The organism is Sedimentitalea sediminis, assembly GCF_042687825.1.
Taxonomy (GTDB): domain Bacteria; phylum Pseudomonadota; class Alphaproteobacteria; order Rhodobacterales; family Rhodobacteraceae; genus Sedimentitalea.
This window is the reverse complement of record NZ_JBHUQE010000010.1, coordinates 101,955-127,640: the sequence shown is the minus strand read 5'-3', so window position 1 is coordinate 127,640 and position 25,686 is coordinate 101,955. Positions and strand designations below refer to the sequence as shown.

Here is a 25,686-nt window from a genome sequence, read left to right as displayed (position 1 = left end):
CAGCCCGGTGCGCTGATACTTGAAGATTNGGTTCATAGATCGCCGCCGGCAGGTCATAACCCCACATCCGGAAGCGTTCGGAATAATGGCTGCGCACGCCGGTGGCGGTGAAATGGCCGATGATCTTGTTGTCCGGCGTCAGCCCGGTGCGCTGATACTTGAAGATTTCCTGCATCGAGATCACGTCGCCCTCCATGCCGGTGATCTCGGTGATCGAGGTCATCCGTCGGCTGCCATCCTGCAGGCGACTGGCCTGCACGATCAGATTGACCGCCGACGAGATCTGGCTGCGCACCGCCTTCAGCGGCATCTCGATCCCGGCCATCGCGATCATGTTTTCCAGACGGCTGACCCCGTCGCGGGCGCTGTTGGCGTGGATCGTGGTCATCGAACCGTCATGGCCGGTGTTCATCGCCTGCAGCATGTCGATGACCTCTTCGCCGCGGGTCTCGCCGACGATGATGCGGTCCGGGCGCATCCGCAGGGCGTTTTTCAGACAGTCGCGTGGACTGACCTCGCCCTTGCCTTCGACATTGGGCGGGCGGCTTTCCATGCGGCCCACATGGGTCTGCTGCAATTGCAATTCCGCGGTGTCCTCGATGGTCAGGATGCGTTCCGCATTGTCGATGAAACTGGACAGGGCGTTCAGCGTCGTCGTCTTGCCCGAGCCGGTACCGCCCGACACGATCACGTTCAGCCGGGTGGCCACCGCGGCCTGCAGATAGGCCGCCATCTCTTCGGAAAAGGCGCCGAACCCGACAAGGTCGTCGATGCCCAGCTTGTCCTTCTTGAATTTCCGGATCGAGACCAGGCTGCCATCCACCGCGACCGGCGGCACCATGGCGTTGAACCGCGACCCATCGGCCAGGCGGGCATCGACATAGGGGTTGGATTCATCGACACGCCGACCCACGGCGCTGACGATCTTGTCGATGATGCGCAGAAGGTGACGCTCGTCCTTAAAGGTGATGTCGCTGAGTTCCAGCTTGCCGGCGCGTTCCACGAACACCTGTTGCGGGCCGTTGACCAGAATGTCGTTGACCGTCTCGTCCTGCAGCAGCGTCTCCAGCGGGCCGAGGCCGGTGACCTCGTCGTAAAGTTCCTTGTTCAGGGTCTGGCGGTCCTCGCGGTTCAGGATGATCCCGCGTTCCTCGAGCAGTTCGCTGGCGATACTGCTGATTTCGCCACGCAGTTCCGCCTCGCTGGCATGTTCCAGGGCCGCCAGGTTCAGGTTGTCCAGCAGCGAGCGGTGCAGCTCGATCTTGATTTCGCCCAGCCGTTCCTTGCGCTTGCGATCCTTGTCGGCGTTGGTGGCCTCGGCCGCCTTGGTCGGCATCGGGCGGCGCAGGGTGGCGGCGGCGGGGGCCGGTGCGGCCTCGATATTGACCTCGGCGACATTTGCGGCCTTGGCCGCCGGTTGCACCGCCGGCGCTGCTTTTGCGGATTTCTTGTATTTGGAAAACATGCTTGGGTCTCCCCCTTGGTGATTAGGCCGCCTTGGCGTCGCTGCTGCCCAATTGGTGCAGGGACAGCGCCAGCTTGGCGATTTCCTTGCGCAGCGGGTTCTTGGCGGCCGAGCTGGCCAGGGGCAGGCCATGATCGGCGCCCTGGGTCACCGGCTTGCCACCCTCGGGCAGTTGCAGGTCGATCGAGATGCCCAGGCTTTCGGCCATGCGCTTGACCCGGCTCTTGCCCGACAGATCGGTAAATTTCGGCGCCCGGTTCAGCGCAAAGCGCAGCTTTTGAAACGGCAGGTCCTCGGATTGCAGCGCCCGCTTCAGGCGCAGTGCGTTCTGGGCCGACCGCATGTCCAGTTCGATCAGCGCAAAGTAGACATGCGCGGCGTTCAGCACGGTTTCGGACCAATGCACCAGGGTCGAGGGCATGTCGATCACCACATAGTCGAAATGGCTGCGCGCCATGGCGATGACCCGTTCGATATCCTCGGGGCCGAGAATGTCCAGCGGCACCAGCTCCGAAGGTGCGGTCAGGACCTGCAGCTTGTCCTCGAAACTGAGCAGGGCCTGTCCGAACACCTCTTCGTCCATGTTCTCGGTGTCCGACAGCATCTCAAGCACGGTTTCGCGCCGGGGCAGGTCGAGATAGGTCGCCACCGAGCCGAATTGCAGGTCCAGATCCAGCAGGCAGACGCTGGGAGGGTCGTCGGCGTCGATCGTGGCCAGTTCCCAGGCCATATTCACCGCCACCGTGGTCGATCCGACGCCGCCGGCCAGACCATGCACCACCATCACGGCGCCCTCTTTGGATGTGCCGGATTTCAACTGATGCGTATTGTGTTGCACCGCCTCGGGTTCCGGTTCCGGCGTGTTCAGACGGTCGATGGCCGATTGCAACTCGTTCTCGGGCAGCGGGTAGGGGACGAATTCGTCGGCCCCCTGACGCAGCAACTGGTGCAGCGAGGCGGGGGTGACATCCTCGGCGATCAGGATGACGCGGATGCCGCGGGTCTTGGCCTGGGTAATGATCTCGCCCATCAGGACGAGATTGTCCTCGTCATCCGAGTCGATCGCCAGGGCGACAAATTCCAGCGCGTCCGCCTCGGGCTGGCCAAAGAACGCCAGCGCTTCGGCAAAGCCCAGATCGCCCCAGCTTTCGCCCAGCGCGGTTTCCATGTCCTCGATCAGCAAATCGAAATTCTGAACATCGCGGCTGATCGTGCAGGCCACGATCGGATTCATTTCTGGTTGTGCCTGTCCACTGCTCATTGCCTTAGTCCCCAAATTCGAGGCTCGGCAGGCGCTGCGGACCCAAGGCCCGTTCTTGCTGTCCTGCGTTCGCCGGCGTTTGACCGTCTATGGTCGCACGTCACCTATTGAGGACAATGTCGCGGGAAATCTGGGCGAGATTGGGGCCAAAAAACCCCAATTGTAGGGAATCTGGATACGATAGCGAAAATCGACCGCTATTGTGTTTCCGCAAATCCGCCGGTGTTGCTGCGCCGGGTCAGGCCGTCGACGGGTTTGGCGCTGACGATGTATTCGCGATAGACGATTTCGGCATATTTGCCATCCAGCACGGTGGGATGGCGCTGCAGGAAACCGGCAACTTCGGTGACGCTGCGGCGGTTCTGGCGTTCCGGACCGGCCGTGTCGATGACCGGCCGGGTCTCGCCATAGGACACCAGCGCTTTCAGCCGCGAGGGGCTGATTCCGCGCGAGGACAGATAGCGCACGACGGCTTTGGCGCGGCGCCGTCCCAGGCCGTAATTATAGGATTGCGTGCCGACCTTGTCGGTATAGCCATAAACGTTAAAGCGAACCTCGGGAAACTGGCGAATCCAGTCTGCCTGACGTTCCAGAATCAGCTGTGCCTCGCCATCCAGCACGTCGCTGTTAAAGGCAAAGTTCACGGTGGTCGGGATTTCCCGGGCGAAACGCTGACCCAGGCTGATCGCATAGCTCTTGTCGCCGCGCATCACCAGGTCGTTGTTGTGGGTGGCCTGGCCGAAATCGCCGGTCTTGACAAAGTTTCCGGCCTCTTGGGCGCAGCCGGTCAGGGCCATGCTGAGTCCCGCCACGATGATGAGTTTCTGCATTTTCCCGCTCCTCCGCTCAGTCCATGACATAGCCATAGGATCCGCTGAAGTCCTGTTTCGCCACTTCCTGTGCGGCGCGGTTTGCGCTTTTGCCGGCCACCTTGCTCATCTTGCCCATCAGAAACAGATCGCTTTCGCTGGGTGGGGTCACGCGATCGGTCGGCAGGGCCAGCGCCTCGCCCCGGGTCGGGGTGACCAGGTGGGCGGTGACGATGATCACCAGTTCGGTCTGCTTGCGCTTGTAGTCGGCGCTGCGGAATAGCGTGCCCAGCACCGGGACATCGCCCAGCCAGGGGATTTGCGAAGCATTGTCCAGAAAATCGTCCTCGATCAGGCCGGCGATGGCAAAGCTTTCGCCATCGCGCATCTCGACCGTGGTCGAGGTTTCGCGGCGGGAAAAGGCCGGGACCTGCAGATCGTTGATGTCGGCCCCCAAGGTGGGGTCGATGGCGGACACGGCGGCCATCAATTCCAGGTTGAACACGTCCTTGTCGACCACGCGCGGAACAAAGTTCAGCTCGATGCCAAAGGGTTTGTATTCGATCGAGAACAGGCCGTCGCGCTGGGCCACGGGGATCGGGAACTCGCCGCCGGCGAGAAATTTGGCCTCCTGCCCGGACAGGGCGGTCAGATTGGGTTCGGCCAGCGTGCGCACGACGCCTTTTTGCTCCAGCGCTTCGATCAGCAGGCCGACCTGCACCGATCCGGCGTTAAAGCCGAACAGGACGGCGCCGGTATTGTCGTTGGCCAGAGGCAAATGACCGGCCATGCCGTTGGACAGGCCGGGCTGGGCGCTATAGCGTCCGGTTCCACCGTTCAGTCCGTTTTTGCCGCTGTTGATCGAGCCGTTAAAGCCCAGAGAGGCGCTGAGCGATTTCGACACCGACCGCTGCATCTCGGCGAAACGTACCTTGAGCATCACCTGCTGCACGCCACCGACGCTCATCAGGTTCGATACCCGCTCGGGCGCATAGCGTTCGGCCAGGTCCAGGGCCCGCTGCAGCCGTGCCGAGCTGCTGACCACGCCGGACAGCACGATGCCGTCATTGGCGGTGCGGACCTCGATCTTTTCGCCCGGCAAGATCTGTCGCAGGCGTTCCTTGAACTCGGTCACATCCGCGGCGACGCGGACATTGACATTGGTGATCAGGCGCCCGGTCGCATCCAGCAGGGTCAGGGTCGTCATGCCCGGCGACTTGCCCAGCACATAGATCGTGCGGTCAGACAGCGAGGAAATGTCGGCGATACCGGGATTGGCGATGCTGAGTTCCGCGAAGGGGACGTCGCTTTCGACGACGACGGCCCGGTTCATCGGCACATCCAGCGTCGACTCGGTGCCCTTTTTGACCACCGTCAGCGACTCGGCCTGCACGCCATGCGCGACCGGAGCGAACGTCAGTGAAAGGCCCAGAAGGGCCGCTTTCAGGAATCTGTCGATGTTCATGTGACCTGCCTCTCCGATCACGCCTCATTGTCGGGTCTTTTTGCCCGATCCATTTACCACTTTGCGTTACCTCCACATTTTTTGCAAGAATCAAAGGCTTCGCCCGGATTTCTTATGTGGATATCCGGCAACATAGACAAACCCCCGGCATGTGGACTACACGCCAAGGGAGAGTTAACCTGCTGGTATCGTTTCAGTTTGTGCAAGGAATGGGCAGTTCCACGACTTCGGCCCCACGGCGGGTTCGGATCGTGCAAACCCGCTCTTCAGCCTTTTGCGGCGCCATTTCCACCGCGCCCAGACCCAGCAGCGAGCGCTGATCGACCTCGACCGCCGCCGCGATCGTGTCGTCCCCGGCTCCGACAAGCGACAGGGACAGCTTGCCCGTGGTCTGGGCCTGGGCCAGGGCGGCCACCTGTTCCGGCCGCGCTGCCACGGTCACGGTGCGGGCAATGGTCGTGGCCTCGATATCGCCGCCGGCGCTCTGGTCGATGGCGATCAGGGGCACGTTTGCCTCGATCAGACGGGTGACGTCGCCACGCCCGCCCTCGACCGTGCCGTTGACGCTGCCGGTCCAATAGACATCGACCCGGTCGCCGGGACGCAGAAAGCCCGACACGCCCGAAGCCACGTCGACCTTGATTGCAAAGGCCCGCATGCCGCGTTCCAGCCGCGAGGTCAGGCCAGCATCCTGCCCGGGTTCGGTGACCTTGATGGCCATGATCGCCTCGTCGGGCTCCATGCTGCGCAGAACCACGCGCAGATCGGTCAGTTCGGGCGGGAACAGCACGGTCTGGTCGGTAAAGCTGCCCTCGGGCACCGCGTTTTCCGGCCAGCGCACCTTGCGGACATCCTCGGGCTGCAGGGGTTCGCCGTATTTCAGGGGCCGCGCCGCGACAAAGACATCGACGGTCGGCACGATTTCGGCGCGGGCCGCGCGTTCCTTTTCCAGCTCCGCCTGATAGGCGGTGATGTATTTCTTTGCCATCATGACGGCGCCGCCCGCCAGGGCGATTCCAACGATCAGAACCAATCCGAATACTGCACGCATAGCCTTGACCTTTCTTTTCTTGCTTGGCCCCGGTTATCCCGCGGGCGGGTGTTGGCCCCTGAACTTGCTCACGCACCGGTATCGCAGTTCAATATGGCGAAATAACGGTGCCGGCATGACCTGATGGCGGCAAGCCGCGTCCTGTTTGCGGGCTGAGCCGATATCAGCCGGGTTCGATGGATGAGATATAGGCGCCGGTGCTGCTGCCGACGCCGCCGGTCGCGGTCTGGATCGAGGCGATGACCGCGATGGCCAGGCCGACGACGGCCGCAGTCAGAACGACCCAGTCGACCGTGACGGCACCGCTCTCGCTGCGCAGGAATGTCTTGAAAATGTGTCGCATATTTGCCTCGCAGTGTATCTGGTTAAATCAGGTGAAAAGGGCCACGCCTTGCGATCAAGACGTGGCCCTTGAAATTTTCGTCTCGGACCGGACTTATTCCGGAGCTTGTGCCTCGATGAAGGTACCGGTCGAAGCGGTCAGAGCCGCCGAGCTGGTTTCGATCGAGGTGTACGCAGCGACGGCCAGGCCAACGACGGCGGCGGTCAGCACAACCCAGTCAACCGTAACGGCGCCGTCTTCGTCCTTGCGAAAGTTCTTGATGAATTTGATCATGGTCTTGTCCCTCCAAAGGATCATTTGAGTTTTCAGCAAACCGCGTCGTTCAATGTCGGCCGTTTCTCTCGTTGGCCCGTGTCCGCCGTGGTATGCAGCTATATAGACGGTGCCCGATGGCAGGAGTTGGGCGGAAAAATGGATTTGCATGCCACATTTAACGATTCCCTAATTTTTTGCCTAAGCATCTGAAAAAGAGGGTAAAAAAGCTGGGTTCTTTTGCTCGCGGCCGGGTGGGGGCGATGCAAATCGGTGTCAAATCGGGCGAAATTGACAGATTTGCCACGCAATTTCTGGTTATGCGGCCGGTTTTCGGGGACAGTTTCAAAAAACGAGAGAGCCGGGCAGCGAGGCCACCCCATGTTCAAACCGTTCCCGATCGCCCCCGCGATCGCCCTGTCGCTGTGGGCCGCCGGCTCGCTGGATGCCGAACGTCTGGTTCTGCGCGACGTCACGGTCGCCCCCCAGCAGACCACGGACAGCGCCGCGCCCGTTGCCGCCGAACCGCGTCGCGCGCCGGCGCCCTTTCCCGAGTTTCAGGCGCGGCGGGTGCGCCCGCCCGGCGCCGATTCGGGCAGGCGTATCACCATTCAGATCGACCCGGCAGCGCAGCGCCCGGCGCCACCGCCGCCGCCGGAATCCGCCCCGGGACCCACCGTCCCTGCGGACCCGATCGGCCGTTACACCTGGTTCTGGGAACAGATCTCACCCAGCCTGAGCAGCACCGGACCGGGGCGGCTGCCCCAGGCCCTGACGGCGCTGACGACAAGGGGCGACATCGCTGCACCGCGCATGCAGGCGATGCAGGACATCGCCCGTGCGCAGGGCGTGCCGATCCTGCGCGCCACGGTCGGTACGCGGGTGTCGCCGGCGCTGGTCTTGGCGGTGATCGCGGTCGAAAGCGCCGGCCGCTCGGACGCGATCAGCCATGCCGGGGCGCGAGGGCTGATGCAGTTGATGCCCGACACCGCGGCACGGTTCGGCGTGACCGATAGCCTGTTGGCCGAGGATAATATTGCAGGTGGCGTGCGCTATCTCGACTGGCTGATGGGCGAATTCAACAACGATCCGATATTGGTGCTGGCCGGGTACAATGCCGGCGAAGGCGCGGTCTATACCCATGCTGGGGTGCCGCCCTATGCCGAGACGCGCGACTATGTGCCAAAGGTGCTGGCGGCGTTTCAGGTCGCCAGCGGTCTTTGCGCCACACCGCCGGAACTGATCAGCGACGGCTGTGTCTTTGTCGCGATGAACTGACCGCCGGAACGTAAAAGGGCCGATGCATATTGTGCACCGGCCCTTTGTGATCCGACGGTATTCGACAAAAGGTCAGACGATTTTTGCCTCGGTGGCGGCGCGCAGCTCGTCCTCGGTGACGCCGTCGGCGCATTCGACGATCTTGAGGCCACCTTCGACCACGTCCAGCACACCCAGATTGGTGATGATCCGGTCAACCACGCTTTTGCCGGTCAGGGGCAGGGTGCATTCCTTCAGGACCTTGCTGTCACCATGCTTGTTGGTGTGATCCATCACGACAACGACCCGGCCGACGCCGGCGACCAGATCCATAGCACCGCCCATGCCCTTGACCAGCTTGCCCGGGATCATCCAGTTGGCCAGATCGCCGTTCTCGGCCACTTCCATGGCGCCCAGGATCGCCGCCGCGATCTTGCCGCCGCGGATCATTCCAAAGCTCTGCGAGCTGTCGAAATAGCTGGTGCGGCTCAGTTCGGTGATCGTCTGCTTGCCGGCGTTGATCAGGTCGGGGTCTTCCTCGCCCTCGAACGGAAACGGACCCATGCCCAGCATGCCGTTTTCCGATTGCAGGGTAATGTCCTTGTCGCCGACATAATTGGCCACCAGCGTCGGGATGCCGATGCCCAGGTTCACATACATGCCGTCTTCGAGTTCCTCCGCCGCGCGCGCGGCCATCTGATTGCGATCCCAGGGCATTAGGCTTCCTCCCGCTGGCGCACGGTGCGCTGTTCGATGCGTTTTTCGTGTTCGCCCTGAATGAGGCGATGCACATAGATGCCGGGCAGGTGAATCCCGTCCGGGTCCAGGCTGCCGCGCGGCACGATTTCCTCGACCTCGGCGACGCAGACCCGGCCGCACATCGCGGCGGGCGGGTTGAAATTGCGCGCGGTCTTGCGGAACACCAGGTTGCCGGTGTCGTCCGCCTTCCAGGCCTTTACGATCGACAGATCGGTGACGATGCCGCGTTCCAGGATGTATTCCTCGCCGTCAAATGTCTTGCTTTCCTTGCCTTCGGCAATCACGGTGCCGACCCCGGTCTTGGTGTAAAAGCCAGGAATGCCGCAGCCGCCGGCGCGCATGCGCTCGGCCAGAGTGCCTTGCGGATTGAATTCCAGTTCCAGCTCGCCCGACAGATACTGACGCATGAATTCCGCGTTCTCGCCCACATAGGACGACATCATCTTCTTGATCTGCTTGGTGTCCAGCAATTTGCCCAGGCCAAAGCCGTCAACGCCGCAATTGTTGGACGCAATGGTCAGGTCCTTGACACCGCTGTCCACAAGCGCGTCGATCAGCAGTTCCGGAATGCCGCACAGGCCGAACCCGCCGGCCGCAATCGTCATGCCGTCAGACAGCAGCCCGTCCAAGGCCTCGGCGGCGGTGGAATAGACTTTCTTCATGGAAAACTCCCCGAAAATTGGTGTGCCATGCTTGTGCCGCTGCGTTGCAGGAGAGTCAACAAAGCGGCGCGCGGTCTTCGGCGGCGTCCCGGTCGGGCACGCGGCCAGCCGGCTATTGTGTCGCCGGCTTTTTGGCGGGAGTCTTGGCCGTGGTCTTTTTCGTCGCAGGTTTCTTGGCTGCGGCCTTCTTCTTTGGCGCGGCCTTGCGGCGGGTGCCCTTCTTGGCGGCCTTTTCGGCGATCAGCTCGACGGCCTGTTCCATGGTCAGCGCCGCCGCCTCGATCTCTTTGGGCAGGGTGGCGTTGATCTTGTCCCATTTCACGTAGGGGCCGTATTTGCCCTCCATCACATTCACCGGGCCGCCCTCGTCCGGGTGTTCGCCCAGCTCGCGCAGGGGTTTCGCCGCCGCGCCCCGGCGGCCCCGGCTGGCGACTTTTTCCGCCAGCAACTGCACCGCCCGGTTCATGCCGACGGTGAACACTTCGTCGATGCTTTCCAGGTTGGCGTTGGTACCGCCGCGCTCGGACGTGCTGGCCGCGTGTTTCAGATAAGGCCCGTAGCGCCCGATATTGGCCCAGACCATCACCCCGTCCTCGGGGTGCGGACCGATGGGGCGGGGCAGCGACAGCAGTTTCAGCGCCTGCGGCAGATCGACATCCTGCGGCGGCCAGTCCTTGGGGATCGACTGGCGCGGCGGCTTCTTGTTGTCGTCGGTGACTTCGCCGCGCTGTACATAGGGGCCGAACCGGCCCTTGAAGGCGTAGATCTTGTCGCCTGCATCCTCGCCCAGCAGCTTGCCCTCGGGCGGGATCGCACCGTCGTCCTCGGCGCCCGGCGGACCAAAGGCGCGGGTATAGCGGCATTCGGGATAGTTCGAACAGCCAATGAACGCGCCGCCGGACCGGGCGGTGCGCATGCTCAGCCGGCCGGCGCCGCAATTGGGGCATAGCCGCGGGTCGCCGCCATCCTCGGTCGGCGGGAACAGGTGCGGTTCCAGCACCTCGTTGATCTTTTCCAGCACCTCGGTGATCCGCAATTCGCTGGTTTCCGCGATGGCGGCCGAGAAATCGCGCCAGAACCGGTTCAGAACCGCCTTGTAGTCGGCATCACCGGCGCTGACCTGATCCAGTTCGTTTTCCAGCCCCGCGGTAAAGTCGTAACCCACATATTTGCGGAAATAGTTTTGCAGAAAGGCCGTCACCAGCCGCCCCTTGTCCTCGGGGATCAGGCGGTTCTTGTCCTTGCGGACATATTCGCGGTCCTGAATCGTGGTGACGATGCTGGCATAGGTACTGGGGCGCCCGATGCCCAGCTCTTCCATCTTCTTGACCAGGGTCGCCTCGGTATAGCGCGGCGGCGGCTGGGTGAAATGCTGTTCCGGCGTGACCTTGCGCTTGTCGGCCGTCTCGCCCTGGGTGATCTGCGGCAGACGCTTGTCGTCGTCATCGGTTACGGAATCGTCGCGGCCCTCTTCATAGACCCGCAGGAAGCCGTCGAATAACAGCACCTGGCCGTTGGCGCGCAAACCCACCTGATCATCGCGGCTGCCGATCTCGACCGTGGTGCGCTCGAGCCGGGCGGCCTCCATCTGGCAGGCCAGCGTGCGTTTCCAGATCAGGTCATAGATCTTGCGCTGATCGGGGTCGGTCAGCTTTAGAGCCGCCGCGTCACGGGCCATCTCGGTTGGGCGGATGCATTCATGCGCTTCCTGCGCGTTCTTGGCCTTGTTCTTGTACATGCGCGGGCTTTTGGGCACGTATTCGTCGCCATAGCGATCCTTGATCGCGTCGCGCGCCGCGTGCACCGCCTCGGGCGCCATGTCGATGCCGTCGGTCCGCATATAGGTGATGTGCCCGGCCTCGTAGAGCCGTTGCGCCACGCTCATCGTCTGGCGGGCGCCCATGCCGAACTTGCGGCTGGCCTCCTGTTGCAGGGTCGAGGTCATGAACGGCGCGCTGGGGTTGCGGCTGGCGGGTTTGGCCTCGACCGATTTCACCATCAGATCGCGGCTGGTGATCGCCTGCACCGCCAGTTCGGCCTGGGTTTCGTTGGCGATGTCGAACTTGTCCAGCTTCTTGCCCGCCAGAAGCGTCAGCCGCGCTTCGTATTCCTGGCCGCGCGGCGTCGCCAGAATGGCCTTGACCGACCAGTATTCCTGCGCCCGGAACGCCTCGATCTCCATTTCGCGCTCGACGATCAGGCGCAGGCAGACCGATTGCACGCGGCCGGCCGATCTGGCGCCGGGCAGCTTGCGCCACAAGACCGGCGACAGGTTGAACCCGACCAGATAATCCAGCGCGCGCCGGGCCAGATAGGCCTCGACCAGCGGCATGTCGACCTGGCGCGGATGTGCCATGGCCTCGGCGACCGCTGCCTTGGTGATGGCGTTGAACGTGACGCGGCTGACCGGTGTGTCCTTCTTGATCGAGCGGCGCTTGGTCAGCGCCTCCTGCAGGTGCCAGCTGATCGCTTCGCCCTCGCGGTCCGGGTCGGTCGCCAGGATCAAGGCGTTGTCCTCGGCCAGGGCATCGGCGATCGCCTTGACATGTTTGCGGCTGTCGCTGGCGACCTCCCATTTCATGTCGAAATCCTGCTCGGGATCGACGGATCCGTCCTTGGGGGGCAGGTCGCGCACATGGCCGTAAGATGCCAAAACGGTGTAGTCGGGACCCAGATATTTGTTGATCGTTTTGGCCTTGGCCGGGGATTCTACAACAACTACAGGCATTTAACGGATTACCTCATGGGACGGGCTTTGCGCGTTCTATGGCGGGGCTAGATGTGGGGTGCAAGTCCTGATTGTCAATCTGTGCAAAATCGGCGCAGGATCGCGGGGTAAACCCGCCCGCGCAACCTGGCCGCGGCAGAACCGGAGAATGGCCGTGAAACACCGGGTACGCATGAATTTTTTCGTACTGTTTGCGGTGCTGGCGCCGAGCTTCGCGGCGGCATGGCAGGAACCGGCCCGGGGCTCGCCCGAGCGCGCCGCGCTGATGGATGCGCTGCGCCCGCATGCCGAGTGGATGCTGGGCGCGCCGGTTCAGTTCGTCGTGCATGATCTGCGCCGCTCCGGCGATCTGGCCTTTGCATCGGTCTGGCCGCAGCGCCCGGGCGGGGCCGAGATCGATCTGCGGACAACGCCGGGTTTTCTGCGCGGCGAGCTGGATTCGGGCTATATGGACGGGGTGGCGATCCAGGCGCTGTACCGCAAGTCGGGCACCACCTGGGTGGCGGTGCACTGGGCGCTGGGCGCCACCGATGTCTGGTATGCCTGGGCGCCGCTCTGCGCCATCTACCGTCCGGTGATCCCCGAGGCGTGTCAGGGGTTGTAGAGACGCTGGGGCGTCGGTGCCACGATGGGCAACAAGCCGGTTCAATGCTCGCGCGATAGCAAACCGCCCGACTGGCGTCTGATCTTGCCTTCCAGTTCCAGATCGACCAGCGCCGGGCCGACATGTCCGGCCGGGACCGACAGGTCGCGGATCAATTGATCCTCGGCGACCGGCGAGGGCCCGAGCCGCGACAGGATCTGCTGATGCAGGGCCGCGGTCTGACGCAGGCTGCGTTTTTCCGGCGGCTGTGGCGGCAGGTCGGACAACAGGTCCGGCTGAACGGGCGGCGCAGTGTCCGGCAGGGCCGCCAAAACGTCCTCGGCATTGCGCACCAGAACGGCCCCGTCGCGGATCAGCATGTTGCAGCCCGAGGCGCGGGCGTCAAAGGGATGGCCGGGCACCGCCAGCACCTCGCGGCCCTGATCCAGCGCGTCGCGGGCGGTGATCAGACTGCCGGACTTGGCGGCGGCCTCGACCACCACAACAGCCCGGGCCAGGCCCGAGATGATCCGGTTGCGGCGCGGGAAATGCCCGGCCTGCGGGGCCATGCCCATGGGCTGTTCCGAGATCAACACCCCGTCTGCCGCAATGTCGCGGGCCAGATTGCTGTTTTCCGAAGGATAGATGATGTCGACGCCGCTGGCCATCACGGCCACGGTGCCGGTCTTCAGCGCCGCGACATGGGCCGCGGTGTCCACCCCGCGCGCCAGACCGGATACGACGACATGGCCGGCTGCGCCCAGATCCTGTGCCAGACTGCGGGCCGTGCGTGTGCCCAGCGAGCTGGCGTTGCGGGCCCCTACAAGGGCAATCATCGGACGGGACAAGAGCGCGGGGTCGCCGACCACCCACAGCAACGGCGGGGCATCGGAAATGTCGGACAGTGCGGCGGGGTAATCCGCGTCGCCAAGGCACAAAAGCCGCGCATGCGCGGCTTTTGCGGCCTTGATTTCCGCGGCTATTACACCGGCCGGGCATATTTCATACCCGTCTACTCCGGCGGCGCGCGCCACTTCGGGCAACGCGGCCAGCGCGTTCTGCGCTGTGCCATGCTCTGACAGCAGGCGATGGAACGTCGTCACACCGACCCTGCGCGAGCGCAACAGACGGAGCCACGCGAACCGATCGTCTTCCGTGGTGGGTGGGAGTGGGGGGTGAGTGGAAGAATTGGTTTCCTCGGTCATCCGTCGCTCCGCCTGCTTGCAAGACCGGTGTAGCGCCCGTCTGGTTAACACAACGTAAAGCGAAACAAATTCTTTTCAGTTTTTTCGCAGTTTCCCCACGCGACCGGATTCGGCCGCGATCGCGGCCATGAAAACAGGGGCGCACTGCCCGGCCCGGGGGTGCGGGTCGTGACGTCGATGGCCGCTCAGGCCGCCGATCCGCCGACGGTCAGGCCGCCCATCAGCACCGTCGGCTGGCCGACGCCCACCGGCACCCACTGGCCGTCCTTGCCGCAATTGCCCATGCCCGGGTCCAGTTGCATATCATTGCCCAGCCCGCGAATGCGCGTCAGGGCGGTGGCGCCATCGCCGATCAGGGTCGCGCCCTTGACCGGAGCTCCGACCCTGCCGTTCTGGACGCGATAGGCCTCGGTGCAGGAGAACACGAACTTGCCATTGGTGATATCGACCTGCCCGCCGCCGAATCCCACCGCCCAGATGCCGTCTCTGATCTGCGCGACCAGGTCCGCAGGATCGTCCGTGCCACCCTGCATATAGGTGTTGGTCATGCGCGGCATCGGCGCATGGGCATAGCTTTGGCGGCGGCCGTTGCCGGTGGGCTCGACCCCCATCAGCCGGGCGTTCTGGCGGTCCTGCATGTAGCCGACCAGGATACCGTCCTCGATCAGCACATTGCGCCGCGACGGCGTGCCCTCGTCATCGACGGTGATCGAGCCGCGCCGGTCGGGGATCGTGCCGTCATCCAGCACCGTGACGCCGCGCGCGGCGACCTGTTCGCCCATCAGGCCGGCAAAGGCGCTGGCGCCCTTGCGGTTGAAATCACCCTCCAGGCCATGACCGATCGCCTCGTGCAACAGGATGCCGGGCCAGCCCGGTCCCAGCGCCACCTCCATCACCCCGGCCGGGGCGGGGATCGCATCCAGATTGACCAGCGCGATGCGCAGCGCCTCGCGGGCCTTTGCCTGCCAGTCTGCGGGAGCGATCAGCCCGTCCAGCCCGATCCGCCCGCCGCCGCCGGCAGTACCGGTTTCGCGCCGCCCGCCCTGCTCGACGATGACCGACACGTTGATGCGGGTCATCGGGCGCATATCGCCGACATGCACGCCGTCCGGGCGCAGGATTTCGACCTCTTGCAGCGACGCGGCCAGGGTCGCCGACACCTGCACGACGCGGCTGTCCAGGTCGCGGGCAAAGGCATCGATCTCGCGCAGCGTGTCGATCTTGACGGCAAAGGGCTGTCCGGCAATGGGGTCGGCATCGGTATACAGCCGGCGGTTCGTCGCGGCGGGGGCGTCGGCCAGCGTGCCGCCGCCGTCGCCGACTGCCAGGCGCGCGGTTTCGGCGGCGCGTTTCAGCGACGCGATGCTCAGCTCGGTGGAATGGGCATAGCCGGTGACCTCGCCATTGACGGCGCGCAGCCCAAAGCCTTCGGAGGCATCATAGCTGGCGGTCCGCAGGCGCCCGTCATCAAACACCAGCGCCTCGGACTTGCGCCGTTCGGCATAGATTTCACCGTCCTCGGCGCCCGCGGTGGCGGCGCGCAATTCGGCGAGTGCCGCGTCGCGGGGCAGGGCGGTTTCAAAGGGCCGAAAGGGCGCGCTGGTCATTGCATGTGGCCTCGCAATTTGATCTAAGTCAAAAAAAGCGTCCCAATGACGCAATCTCATGGCTTTAACTGACTGCCGGAATATGGTTTCTACCGGCGGCAAAGACAACGGGGCAGGTGCGTTTTGATGAATGACGCTTGTGCCACATAGAACAACGCGATCAACCGATCAGGACATAACATGAAGAACGCTTTCACGCTTTCGGGGGTAATCACCGCCCTTTCGGCCCTTCCGGCATTGGCGCAGGATGGCCTTGAAATCATTGGTACACCGGTTGACGGCCTGACCGGTTTTCAGCCGGCTGCGACCGAACTGGCGCGGGATCAGCAATCGCTGGACTGGCTGATTCTGGTGATCATCACCGTGATCTGTGTCTTTGTGACCCTGCTGCTGCTCTATGCCATTCTGCGCTTTAACCAGCGTGCGAATCCAGAGCCGGCCAGCTTTACGCACAATTCCCCGCTGGAAGTCGCCTGGACGGTGATTCCGATCGTGATCTTGGTGTTCATCGGCGCCTTCAGCCTGCCGGTGTTGTTCAAGCAGCAGGAAATTCCCGAGGCCGACATCACCATCAAGGTGACCGGATACCAATGGTATTGGGGCTATGAATATGTCGACCACGAATTCGGTTTCGAAAGCTTCAAGCTGGAGCGCGACGAACTGGAGGAGAACGGCTATAGCCAGAACGAATATCTGCTGGCGACAGATACCGCCGTGGTCGTGCCGGTTGGCAAGACCGTGGTGATGCAGGTCACCGCCGCCGACGTGATCCACAGCTGGACCATTCCGGCCTTTGGCGTCAAGCAGGACGCGGTGCCCGGACGTCTGGCGGAACTGTGGTTCGCGGCGGAAAAGGAAGGCATCTATTTCGGCCAGTGTTCCGAGCTGTGCGGCAAGGATCACGCCTATATGCCGATCACCGTCAAGGTCGTCAGCCAAGACGCCTATGACGCCTGGCTGGAAGGCGCGATCGAGGAATATGCCGGCACGCCGCGCAACCTGACCGTGGCTTCCAACTAAGCGCGTCCGGGCGGGGCGATCCCGCCGGGCGCGACCTGTGCATAAAGGGTCTGCGATGAGCGACGTCAGCATCAACACCGGTCTGGACCAAGCCGGCCCGTCCCAGAACGAGGCGGGTTTTGGCGACTTTTTTGCCCTGCTCAAGCCGCGGGTGATGTCGCTGGTCGTGTTCACCGCCTTTGTCGGGCTGGTGGCGGCGCCGACGCCTGTTCATCCGGTGATCGGGTTCTGTGCCATCCTGTTCATCGCCATCGGCGGCGGTGCCTCGGGCGCGCTGAACATGTGGTGGGACGCGGATATCGACTGCATCATGCGCCGCACCCGCAAACGGCCGATCCCGGCGGGCAAGGTTCGCGAACAGGACGCGCTGGCGCTTGGGCTGGCGCTGTCGGTGCTGGCTGTGACGATGCTGGCGCTGGCCACCAACCTGCTGGCCGGGGCGATGCTGGCCTTTACCATCTTCTTTTATGTCGTGGTCTATTCCATGTGGCTGAAACGCACGACGCCGCAGAACATCGTCATCGGCGGCGCCGCCGGGGCGTTTCCGCCGGTCATCGGCTGGCTGGCGGCGACCGGGTCGATGGCGGTCGAGCCCTGGCTGATGTTTGCCCTGGTCTTCATGTGGACGCCGCCGCATTTCTGGGCTCTGTGCCTGTTCATGCGCAGCGACTATGACGATGCCGGCGTGCCGATGCTGACCGTGACCCATGGCCGCCCCGCAACCCGGGTGCACATCCTGGTCTATACCGGGCTGCTGGCGGTGCTGGCGCTGGCCGCGGGGTTCACCGGTATTGGCGGCCCGATCTATCTGTCGGTGTCGGTGATCCTGAACCTGCTGTTCCTGAACGGCGCCTATCGCATCTGGCGCCGTGACGAAACCGATGCCGAAGCCGACAATTTCGCGGTCGAGCGGCGGTTTTTCAAACTGTCGCTGCTGTATCTGTTTCTGCATTTCGGCGCGATTCTGGCCGAAGCCCTGCTGAAACCCTATGGCCTGGGGGGCTGGGCATGAGCATCAAGACGACCCACGAGCTGCACCAGCGCCGTTTCGGCCGCAATCTGGGCGTGGCGCTGGCTTTGGTGGCCTTTATCGCGGTAGTTTTCGGTCTGACCGTGGTCAAGGTGACCAGCGGCGATTTTCAGATGCCGAAAGCGGAAAGCCTGAACTGATGGCGATGGCGGGGCCTAAAAAGACCGTTCTGCAACTGGTCGGCGTGGTCGTGGTCATGGGCGCGCTGTCCTGGGCGTCGGTGCCGTTTTACGACTGGTTCTGCCGGGTCACCGGCTTTGGCGGCACCACCGGGGTAGAGACCGCCGGTGCCGAGCAGGTGCTGGACCGCACCATCAAGATCCGCTTTGATGCCTCGCTGGAACGCGACATGCCCTGGACGTTCAAACCGGTGGTGCGCGAAATGGAGCTGAAAATCGGCGAGACCGCGCTGGCCTTTTACGAAGCCCACAACCCCACGGATCGACCCGTGGCCGGATCGGCCAGCTATAATGTCTTTCCCTACGAGGCCGGCGGGTTTTTCAACAAGATAGACTGTTTCTGCTTTGAACAGCAGGTGCTGCAACCCGGCGAACGGGTGCAGATGCCGGTGACCTTCTTTGTCGATCCGGAAATTGTCACCGACAGGGACGCAAAATACGTGCATACGATCACGCTGTCGTACACATTCTATGAAATCGACCTGCCAGAGGGCGCGGCCGACCGCGACGAACTGGCAGGCGCAAAAACGAACTAACGCCGTACGGTGAGGGATACTTAATGGCACACGCAAAAAACCACGATTACCACATTCTTCACCCGTCAGTCTGGCCGCTGCTGGGCGCCCTGTCGGGTTTTCTGATGCTGGCGGGGGCGGTTCTGTGGATGCACAGCATCACGCCCTATCTGTTCTGGATCGGTTTCATGGGCGTTCTGTACACCATGTATGGCTGGTGGGCCGAGGTGGTGCATGAAAGCCATATCGGCGATCATACCGCAGTGGTGCGGATCGGCCTGCGCTATGGTTTCATCCTGTTCATCATGTCCGAGGTGATGTTCTTTGCCGCCTGGTTCTGGTCGGTTTTCAAACATCTGATCTATCCGATGCAGGAATATATCGGCTCGGCCTATGAGAAACCCTATATCTATCCGGTCAACGCCTTTGATCTGCCGCTGATCAACACCGTGATCCTGCTGCTGTCCGGCTGTACCGTGACCTGGGCGCACCACGCGCTGGTGCACGGCAACAACCGCCGCGATCTGGTGGCCGGCCTGGCGCTGACCGTGGTCCTGGGCATCGCCTTTACCGGGCTGCAGGCCTATGAATACCAGCACCTGCTGCACGAGGGCTGGAAGTTCGGCGACGACATCTTCTATTCCAACTTCTTCATGGCGACCGGCTTTCACGGCCTGCACGTGATCATTGGCACGATCTTTCTGACCGTCTGCCTGATCCGCGCCATGCGGGGCGATTTCACGTCTGAACAGCATGTCGGGTTCGAGGCCGCCGCCTGGTACTGGCACTTTGTCGATGTTGTCTGGCTGTTCCTGTTCTTCGTCGTCTATATCTGGGGCACCGCCGGGCTGGGCTGATGTCCGATTGCGGTTGAAAATCCGCATCCACACCTTATCAAGCAGGCGCGCGGCGACACCGCGCGCTTTTTCCTTTCCCGGGAGACCCGCCACCGATGCGCCGCATCCTGTTTCCGCTGATCATTGGCCTGACCGGGTTCGCGATCCTGATTGCACTGGGCACCTGGCAGCTGCAGCGTCTGAGCTGGAAGCAGGATGTGCTGATGCAGATCGAGACCCGCATTTCCGCCGACCCGGTGCCGCTGCCGGCCGCCCCGGATCCTGGGCGCGACCGGTATCTGCCGGTGACCGTGTCCGGCAGCATCGCCGGCGAGGAATTGCACGTGCTGGTGTCGATCAAGCGGGTCGGTCCCGGGTTTCGCATCATCGTGCCGCTGATCACGAATGACGGCCGCCGCATCCTGCTGGATCGCGGCTTTGTCCGCGCCGAAGCCAAGGACGTCGCGCGCCAGACCGGGGCGGTCACGGTGACCGGTAACCTGCATTGGCCCAGCGAGACCGATGGCTTTACGCCACCGCCCGACCCGGCGGCCAACACCTGGTTTGCCCGCGACGTGGCGGCGATGGCGGCGGAACTGGACACCGAACCGCTGCTGGTGGTGGCGCGCACGCCGACCGGATCGGGGGTGACACCATTGCCGGTGGACACGGCGGGCATTCCGAACGATCACCTGCAATATGCAATCACCTGGTTTTCGCTGGCCCTGATCTGGGCCGCGATGACCGCCTATTTCCTGTGGCGCACCCGCGCCCGCGCTGAAGGCTGACTGACATGAAATACATCTCGACACGTGGCGCTGCCCCGGAACTGAGCTTTGAAGAGGCGATGCTGACCGGCCTTGCGCGCGATGGCGGGCTGTATGTGCCGGCCGAGATTCCGCAGGTCAGCGCGGACGAGATCGCGGCGCTGTCCGGGCTGAGCTATGAAGAAACCGCATTCCGCATCATGCGCCCCTTTGTCGGCGACAGCTTTGACGATGACGCCTTCCGCGCGATCATCGCCCGGGCCTATGCCGGGTTCGATCATGCCGCGCGGGCGCCGCTGGTGCAGCTGGACCAGAACCATTTCCTGCTGGAACTGTTCCATGGCCCGACGCTGGCCTTCAAGGATTTCGCCATGCAGCTGATCGGCCAGCTGTTTCAGGCCGCTCTGGCCCGGCGCGGCGAGCGGGTGACCATTGTCGGCGCCACCAGCGGCGATACCGGCAGCGCGGCGATCGAGGCGTTCAAGGGGCTGTCCAATGTCGATGTGTTCATCCTGTTTCCCCATGGCCGCGTCAGCGAGGTGCAGCGGCGGCAGATGACCACGCCTGCGGACAGCAACGTGCACGCGCTGGCGGTGGATGGCGATTTCGACGATTGCCAGGCCGCGCTCAAGGACATGTTCAACGATTTCGAGTTCCGCGACGGGGTTCGGCTGGCCGGGGTCAACAGCATCAACTGGGCGCGGGTGCTGGCACAGGTGGTCTATTACTTCAGCGCCGCCGTCAGTCTGGGCGCGCCGCACCGCAAGGTCAGCTTTACCGTGCCCACCGGAAATTTCGGCGACATCTTTGCCGGATACATCGCCAAGCGCATGGGCCTGCCCATCGACCGGCTGGTCGTGGCCACCAACCAGAACGACATTCTGCATCGCTGTCTCAGCGGACAGGGTTATCACAAGGGACCCACGCACCCTTCGATCAGCCCGTCCATGGACATTCAGGTCAGTTCGAATTTCGAACGGGTGCTCTATGACGCCTATGGCCGCGATGGCGGCGCGGTGACGCAATTGATGGACGAACTCGGTTCCGGCGGGTTCGACGTCAGCCAGGGCGCGCTGGAGTTTCTGCGCGAACAGTTCGATTCCGGCCGCGCCTCGGAGGAGGAAACCCTGTCCACCATCGGGGCGACGCTCAGAACCAGCACGGAACTGCTGTGCCCGCATTCCGCCGTCGGGGTCAAGGTCGCCAATGACCGGCGCGATCCGGCGGTGCCGATGATCACCCTGGCCACGGCGCATCCGGCGAAGTTCCCGGCTGCGGTCGAACAGGCCAGCGGCATTCACCCGCCCTTGCCGCCCCGCATGTCCGATCTGTTCGAACGGCCGGAAAGGGTCAGCCGGATCGCCAATGATCTGGCTGCCATGAAGGAATTCATCAAAGGACATATCGCCAAGTGACGGTTCAGCAGCACACATTAGCCAACGGCTTTCGCATCGTTAGCGAGCATATGCCGGGGCTGCAATCTTCGGCCATCGGCATCTGGGTCACCGCCGGCGGGCGGCACGAGCGGATCGAGCAGAACGGCATCGCGCATTTTCTGGAGCACATGGCGTTCAAGGGCACGCGCAAACGCACGGCGCTGCAGATTGCCGAGGCCATCGAGGACGTGGGCGGCTATATCAACGCCTATACCAGCCGCGAGGTGACCGCCTATTACGCCCGTGTCCTGCAGGATGACGTGCCGCTGGCGCTGGATGTGATCGCCGATATCGTGCTGAATCCGGTATTCGACCCGGCCGAAATCGAGATCGAGCGCGGGGTGATCCTGCAGGAAATCGGCCAGGCGCATGACACCCCCGATGACGTGATTTTCGACTGGCTGCAGGAAAGCAGCTATCGCGATCAGCCGCTGGGCCGCACCATCCTGGGCCCCAGCGAACGCGTGCGGGCATTTTCGCGCGACGATCTGGCCGCCTTTGTCGGCGAGCATTACGGACCCGGGCAGATGATCCTGTCGGCCGCCGGCGCGGTCGATCACGATGCGCTGGTGCGCCTGGCCGAAACGCTGTTCGGCCATCTGGAGTCCAAACCCCTGCGCGCTGCGGATGCGGCCCGGTTCACCGGCGGCGAGACCCGGCATGCCAAGGCGCTGGAACAGGCGCATTTCGCTCTGGCCTTTGAAAGTCCCGGCTACCGCGACGATGCGATCTATACCGCGCAGATCTATTCCAGCGCGCTTGGGGGGGGCATGTCCAGCCGCCTGTTCCAGGAAATCCGCGAGGCGCGCGGCCTGTGTTACACGATCTTTGCCCAGACCGGTGCCTATGCCGATACCGGCACCACGACGATCTATGCCGGCACCAGCGCCGAGCAGATCGGGGAACTGGCGGAGGTCACCTTTGACGAACTGGCGCGCGCGGCCACCGACATGAGTCCGCAGGAGGTAGCGCGGGCGCGGGCGCAGATGAAGGCAGGGATGCTGATGGGGCTGGAAAGCCCGTCCAACCGCGCTGAACGTCTGGCCCGGCTGGTCCAGATCTGGGACACGGTTCCGCCCTTGCAGGACACGATTGCGCGCATCGACGCGGTGACCATCGAGAATGTGCGCGGCTTTGCCGAGGGCATCGCCGGCACCGCGCCGGCGGCGCTGGCGCTGTACGGTCCGATCGAATCGGCGCCAACCCTGGCGCAGCTGCAAGACAGGCGGGCCGCCTGATGCCGGTCTGATTTTCACCCGATGATGCTGGTCAAACGCAAACTGCGGATCGAAACCGAACGGCTGACGCTGCGCCCACCGATCCACTCGGATTTTCGCCCCTGGGCCGAACTGCGCCAGGCCAGCGAGACCTTTCTGGTCCCATGGGAGCCGAGCTGGGCCGTCGATCATCTGACCAGAAAGGCCTTTACCAACCGGGTCTACTGGGCGCAGCGGTCGGTCTCGAACGGATCGGCGGTTCCGCTGTTCCTGTTTCGGCGTACCAATCAGGAACTTCTGGGCGCAATCACGCTGGACAATATCCGCCGCGGCCCGGCGCAGGCGGGAACGCTGGGGTATTGGACCGGCCAGGTCCATGCCCGGCAGGGCTATATGCGCGAGGCTATCGGCGCGGTGGTGCATCACGCTTTTTCCCAGCTCGATCTCAGCCGGATCGAGGCGGCGTGTCTGCCGGAGAACGCTGCTTCGCGGGGCTTGCTGGAAAGCTCGGGGTTCAAATACGAAGGTGTGGCGCAGTCCTATCTGCAGATCAACGGGCGCTGGCGCACGCATGTCCTGTACGCGTCGCTGCGCAGTGACCGCCGCGGCCGCACGGACGCGGGCTGAAGCGGGTTCGGCGGCAGCGATGCCGGGATGCGGATGCGTCCTGCCAATTGGCGGGTCTGATCCAAATGCGCGCCTGCCGGCGCATTCCATTCCCGGATTGGCGACAGGCGGCTGACTTTTGCGCGCTTTGGCCTATCCTTTGATGCATGACACGGTTCGGCCTTTTCCTTTGCCTGGGGCTGGCGCTGCTGGTCGGCCCGGTCTGGGCGCAGGACCGGCGGCCCAGCCATTGCATCGCCGTGGCCGAGGCGGCGCCCGGCATCGCCTATTTGCACCGTGCGGGCTGGCGTGATCCGGTGCCGGATCAGGCTGTCCGGCTGCGCTATGTCGCGCATGCCAGTTTTCTGTTGCAGACGCCGGGCGGGCTGAACGCGGTGACCGATTTCACCGGCTTTATCGGATCGGCAAATCTGATCCCCGATGTAGTCACCATGAACCATGCGCATGGCACCCATTGGACCGCCTTTCCCGATCCGGCCATCGCCCATGTCCTGCCCGGTTGGGGGCTATATGGTCAGGGGATCGCGCATCATCTGGATCTGGGCGAGATGCTGGTGCGCAACGTGTCCACCGATATCCGCGCGCAGGCCGGTCGCATAGAGGCCAACGGCAACTCGATCTTTGTCTTTGAGGTTGCCGGACTATGCATCGGTCATCTGGGGCATCTGCACCATATGCCCAGCGAGGCGCAATTCGCGGCTCTGGGGCGGCTGGATGTGGTGATGGCGCCCGTGGATGGCGGTGTGACCCTGCCGCTGCCGGTGATGATCGCGGTGCTCAAACGCCTGAAATCCAGCGTGGTGATCCCGATGCACTGGTTCAGCGATCCTGCGCTCGAGCGGTTTCTGGCGGGCATGGGCGGCGAATTCATCATTCAGCGCCCGGGGACCTCGGCCATCATCCTCTCGCTGCGCGATCTGCCGCGCCGCCCGACGGTGGTTGTGCTGCGCCCGCAATATCTGACAGAACAGGAGTGAGGCGGGCTACGCGTGCCGCACAGGGGCCAGACTTGGCCCGGACTCGGGACGGAAATGGACCAGCGATCAGTGATCCGGGAATTATCACAACCATGACACTCAATCCTGCCGACGATGTCTTTGCCGCGCGCCTGCCGGAGGGGATTCTGCGTCCGGTCCAGCCCGGCTATCTGCAGGAACCGCGCGGCCGCTATGTCGGTCAGGCCGGGCTTCTGGCGCTGCCGCGCGACGTCTCCGAGGTTTCGGCGCTGCTGTCGGCGGCCAATGCGGCCCGGGTCGGTGTGGTGCCCTACGGGGGCGGGACCGGTCTGGTCGGCGGACAGATTGCTCCGGACGGTCCTCCGCCGCTTGTGGTATCGCTGGAGCGCATGGCGGCGATCCGCGCGGTATATCCGGACGAGAACGTGCTGGTAGCCGAGGCCGGTGCGACGCTGGCGGATGTGCGCCAGGCGGCGCAGGCGGCCGGGCGGCAGTTTCCGCTGTCGCTGGCTTCGGAAGGCTCGGCCCGGATCGGCGGCAACCTGGCCACCAATGCCGGCGGCGTCAACGTTCTGCGCTATGGCACCATGCGCGATCTGTGCCTGGGGATCGAGGCGGTTCTGCCGGACGGGCGTATCTGGAACGGGCTGACCCGGCTGCGCAAAGACAATACCGGTTATGATTTGCGCAACCTCTTGATCGGGGCCGAGGGTACGCTGGGAATCATCACGGCTGCGGCGCTGAAACTGGCGCCTGTTCCGGCGGGCGAGGGCACCGCGATGATCGTCGTGCCCGACCCGGTGGCGGCTTTGCGGCTGCTGTCGCTGGCGCGTGCGCAACTGGGAGAGGCGGTCACCGCCTTTGAACTGATGCATCGGCAGGGCATGCTGTTTCTGTCCGAAACCCAGCCGGATCTGCGCCAGCCCTTTGCCCGGCCACCGGAATGGTGCGTGCTGATCGAGGTCGGCGTGGCGGCAGGTCTGGACCCGGCCCAGGCGCTGGCCGACCTGTTTGCCGCAGCGCTGAACGACGGGCAGGCCAGCGACGGCGTGATCGCGCAATCCGCAGCCCAGCGGGATGCGCTGTGGGCCGTGCGCGAACGCATTCCCGAGGCGAACCGCCGGATCGGATCGGTGTCCAGCCACGACATTTCGCTGCCGCTGGGGGCGCTGCCCGAATTCATCGCCCGTGGCAGCAAGGCAATCGCCGGGATCGGGGCCTTTCGGATCAATTGTTTCGGCCATCTGGGCGATGGCAACCTGCACTATAACGTGTTTCCCCTGCGGGGGCATGACCGGTCGGAACACGATCACCAGCGCGACGCGATCCAGCGCACGGTGCATGATCTGGTGGTGGCGCTGGGCGGCTCGTTCAGCGCCGAACACGGCATTGGCCGGCTCAAGGTCGGCGATCTGGAGCGCTATGGCGATCCGGTAAAACTGGCCGCCATGCGCGCCATCAAATCCGCGCTGGACCCACAGGGCATCATGAATCCCGGCGCGGTGCTGCGCCGGCAGGACTGAGGGTCCGCGACCGCGCGCGTATTCCGTTCAGGCGCGGCCGATGTGGCGACCCAGGCATCGCAACGGTCGTTAAGTGCCGAGTTTCACATCAGGCCGATCCCGGTCCCGGTTCTCTGGCCGAGGCCCGAAGAAC

24 protein-coding genes and 1 pseudogene are annotated in these 25,686 nt (G+C 63.8%); 13 read left to right on the top strand and 12 right to left on the bottom strand.

The genetic code is table 11. The features are described from left to right. Positions 1-19: 19 nt before the first annotated feature. The 7 genes and pseudogenes from ACFMPD_RS10500 to ACFMPD_RS10470 all read right to left on the bottom strand — a co-directional run. Positions 20-1,465 (bottom strand): annotated as a pseudogene (locus ACFMPD_RS10500) (CpaF family protein); the annotation flags it as partial. Positions 1,466-1,487: 22 nt separating this feature from the next. Further along, positions 1,488-2,726 (bottom strand): CpaE/TadZ family protein, encoded by a 1,239-nt coding sequence (locus tag ACFMPD_RS10495; protein ID WP_380993885.1) that lies wholly within the window; start codon positions 2,724-2,726, stop codon positions 1,488-1,490. Positions 2,727-2,923: 197 nt separating this feature from the next. Beyond that, the gene (locus ACFMPD_RS10490) at positions 2,924-3,556 is read right to left on the bottom strand and encodes an OmpA family protein (protein ID WP_380993883.1); all 633 of its coding nucleotides are present in this window, start codon (positions 3,554-3,556) and stop codon (positions 2,924-2,926) included. Between the two features lie 16 nt (positions 3,557-3,572). Next, positions 3,573-5,000, bottom strand: coding sequence for a type II and III secretion system protein family protein (locus ACFMPD_RS10485; RefSeq protein ID WP_380993881.1), 1,428 nt, complete (start codon positions 4,998-5,000; stop codon positions 3,573-3,575). 193 nt (positions 5,001-5,193) lie between these two features. After that, positions 5,194-6,051, bottom strand: a complete 858-nt coding sequence (gene cpaB / locus ACFMPD_RS10480) for a Flp pilus assembly protein CpaB (RefSeq protein ID WP_380993879.1) — start codon at positions 6,049-6,051, stop codon at positions 5,194-5,196. Positions 6,052-6,214: 163 nt separating this feature from the next. Continuing rightward, complete coding sequence (locus ACFMPD_RS10475; RefSeq protein WP_380993877.1) at positions 6,215-6,394, bottom strand: Flp family type IVb pilin; 180 nt, start codon at positions 6,392-6,394, stop codon at positions 6,215-6,217. 93 nt (positions 6,395-6,487) lie between these two features. Continuing rightward, positions 6,488-6,667: a hypothetical protein gene (locus ACFMPD_RS10470; protein WP_380993876.1), complete on the bottom strand. Its 180-nt coding sequence runs from the start codon at positions 6,665-6,667 to the stop codon at positions 6,488-6,490. A 360-nt stretch (positions 6,668-7,027) separates the two neighbouring features. Between ACFMPD_RS10470 and ACFMPD_RS10465 the strand changes: the two genes are divergently transcribed. Next, positions 7,028-7,924 (top strand): lytic transglycosylase domain-containing protein, encoded by an 897-nt coding sequence (locus ACFMPD_RS10465; protein ID WP_380993875.1) that lies wholly within the window; start codon positions 7,028-7,030, stop codon positions 7,922-7,924. Positions 7,925-7,996: 72 nt separating this feature from the next. Here the strand turns inward: ACFMPD_RS10465 and ACFMPD_RS10460 are convergent, their stop codons facing one another. From ACFMPD_RS10460 to topA, 3 genes are all read right to left on the bottom strand, one after another. Next, positions 7,997-8,620 carry a 3-oxoacid CoA-transferase subunit B gene (locus tag ACFMPD_RS10460; protein ID WP_380993874.1) on the bottom strand — a complete coding sequence of 208 codons (624 nt, stop codon included), beginning with the start codon at positions 8,618-8,620 and terminating at the stop codon, positions 7,997-7,999. Next, positions 8,620-9,324, bottom strand: coding sequence for a CoA transferase subunit A (locus ACFMPD_RS10455; protein ID WP_380993873.1), 705 nt, complete (start codon positions 9,322-9,324; stop codon positions 8,620-8,622). The genes ACFMPD_RS10460 and ACFMPD_RS10455 overlap by 1 nt, the downstream gene beginning before the upstream one ends. Positions 9,325-9,436: 112 nt before the next feature. Beyond that, a complete protein-coding gene (gene topA, locus ACFMPD_RS10450; protein ID WP_380993871.1) occupies positions 9,437-12,052 on the bottom strand; it encodes a type I DNA topoisomerase in 2,616 nt (871 codons plus the stop codon). A 172-nt stretch (positions 12,053-12,224) separates the two neighbouring features. Here topA and ACFMPD_RS10445 point away from each other — a divergent pair, with 172 nt between their 5' ends. Beyond that, positions 12,225-12,656 carry a hypothetical protein gene (locus tag ACFMPD_RS10445; protein ID WP_380993869.1) on the top strand — a complete coding sequence of 144 codons (432 nt, stop codon included), beginning with the start codon at positions 12,225-12,227 and terminating at the stop codon, positions 12,654-12,656. A 41-nt stretch (positions 12,657-12,697) separates the two neighbouring features. On the opposite strand, the gene dprA is transcribed toward ACFMPD_RS10445, so the two are convergent. Continuing rightward, the gene (gene dprA / locus ACFMPD_RS10440; protein ID WP_380993868.1) at positions 12,698-13,840 is read right to left on the bottom strand and encodes a DNA-processing protein DprA; all 1,143 of its coding nucleotides are present in this window, start codon (positions 13,838-13,840) and stop codon (positions 12,698-12,700) included. Positions 13,841-14,025: 185 nt separating this feature from the next. Continuing rightward, complete coding sequence (gene tldD / locus ACFMPD_RS10435; RefSeq protein ID WP_380993866.1) at positions 14,026-15,447, bottom strand: metalloprotease TldD; 1,422 nt, start codon at positions 15,445-15,447, stop codon at positions 14,026-14,028. Between the two features lie 180 nt (positions 15,448-15,627). On the opposite strand from tldD, the gene coxB reads away from it, so the two are divergent. From coxB to ACFMPD_RS10380, 11 genes are all read left to right on the top strand, one after another. Beyond that, on the top strand, positions 15,628-16,467 hold the full coding sequence (gene coxB, locus ACFMPD_RS10430; RefSeq protein ID WP_380993865.1) for a cytochrome c oxidase subunit II: 840 nt from the start codon (positions 15,628-15,630) through the stop codon (positions 16,465-16,467). Positions 16,468-16,522: 55 nt separating this feature from the next. Next, positions 16,523-17,479: a heme o synthase gene (gene cyoE, locus ACFMPD_RS10425; protein WP_380993863.1), complete on the top strand. Its 957-nt coding sequence runs from the start codon at positions 16,523-16,525 to the stop codon at positions 17,477-17,479. Continuing rightward, a complete protein-coding gene (locus ACFMPD_RS10420) occupies positions 17,476-17,637 on the top strand; it encodes a hypothetical protein (RefSeq protein ID WP_380993861.1) in 162 nt (53 codons plus the stop codon). Before cyoE ends, ACFMPD_RS10420 begins: the two co-directional genes overlap by 4 nt. Further along, positions 17,637-18,212: a cytochrome c oxidase assembly protein gene (locus tag ACFMPD_RS10415; protein ID WP_380993859.1), complete on the top strand. Its 576-nt coding sequence runs from the start codon at positions 17,637-17,639 to the stop codon at positions 18,210-18,212. The genes ACFMPD_RS10420 and ACFMPD_RS10415 overlap by 1 nt, the downstream gene beginning before the upstream one ends. 23 nt (positions 18,213-18,235) lie before the next feature. Then, the gene (locus tag ACFMPD_RS10410; protein ID WP_380993857.1) at positions 18,236-19,048 is read left to right on the top strand and encodes a cytochrome c oxidase subunit 3; all 813 of its coding nucleotides are present in this window, start codon (positions 18,236-18,238) and stop codon (positions 19,046-19,048) included. A 95-nt stretch (positions 19,049-19,143) separates the two neighbouring features. Beyond that, the gene (locus tag ACFMPD_RS10405) at positions 19,144-19,815 is read left to right on the top strand and encodes an SURF1 family protein (protein ID WP_380993855.1); all 672 of its coding nucleotides are present in this window, start codon (positions 19,144-19,146) and stop codon (positions 19,813-19,815) included. 5 nt (positions 19,816-19,820) lie between these two features. Beyond that, a complete protein-coding gene (gene thrC / locus ACFMPD_RS10400) occupies positions 19,821-21,209 on the top strand; it encodes a threonine synthase (RefSeq protein ID WP_380993853.1) in 1,389 nt (462 codons plus the stop codon). Beyond that, positions 21,206-22,468: a M16 family metallopeptidase gene (locus tag ACFMPD_RS10395; protein WP_380993851.1), complete on the top strand. Its 1,263-nt coding sequence runs from the start codon at positions 21,206-21,208 to the stop codon at positions 22,466-22,468. The genes thrC and ACFMPD_RS10395 overlap by 4 nt, the downstream gene beginning before the upstream one ends. Before the next feature lie 21 nt (positions 22,469-22,489). Beyond that, positions 22,490-23,074 (top strand): GNAT family N-acetyltransferase, encoded by a 585-nt coding sequence (locus ACFMPD_RS10390; protein WP_380993849.1) that lies wholly within the window; start codon positions 22,490-22,492, stop codon positions 23,072-23,074. A 146-nt stretch (positions 23,075-23,220) separates the two neighbouring features. Then, the gene (locus ACFMPD_RS10385; protein ID WP_380993847.1) at positions 23,221-24,051 is read left to right on the top strand and encodes an MBL fold metallo-hydrolase; all 831 of its coding nucleotides are present in this window, start codon (positions 23,221-23,223) and stop codon (positions 24,049-24,051) included. Between the two features lie 92 nt (positions 24,052-24,143). Next, positions 24,144-25,553 carry an FAD-binding oxidoreductase gene (locus ACFMPD_RS10380; RefSeq protein ID WP_380993845.1) on the top strand — a complete coding sequence of 470 codons (1,410 nt, stop codon included), beginning with the start codon at positions 24,144-24,146 and terminating at the stop codon, positions 25,551-25,553. Positions 25,554-25,686 lie beyond the last annotated feature (133 nt).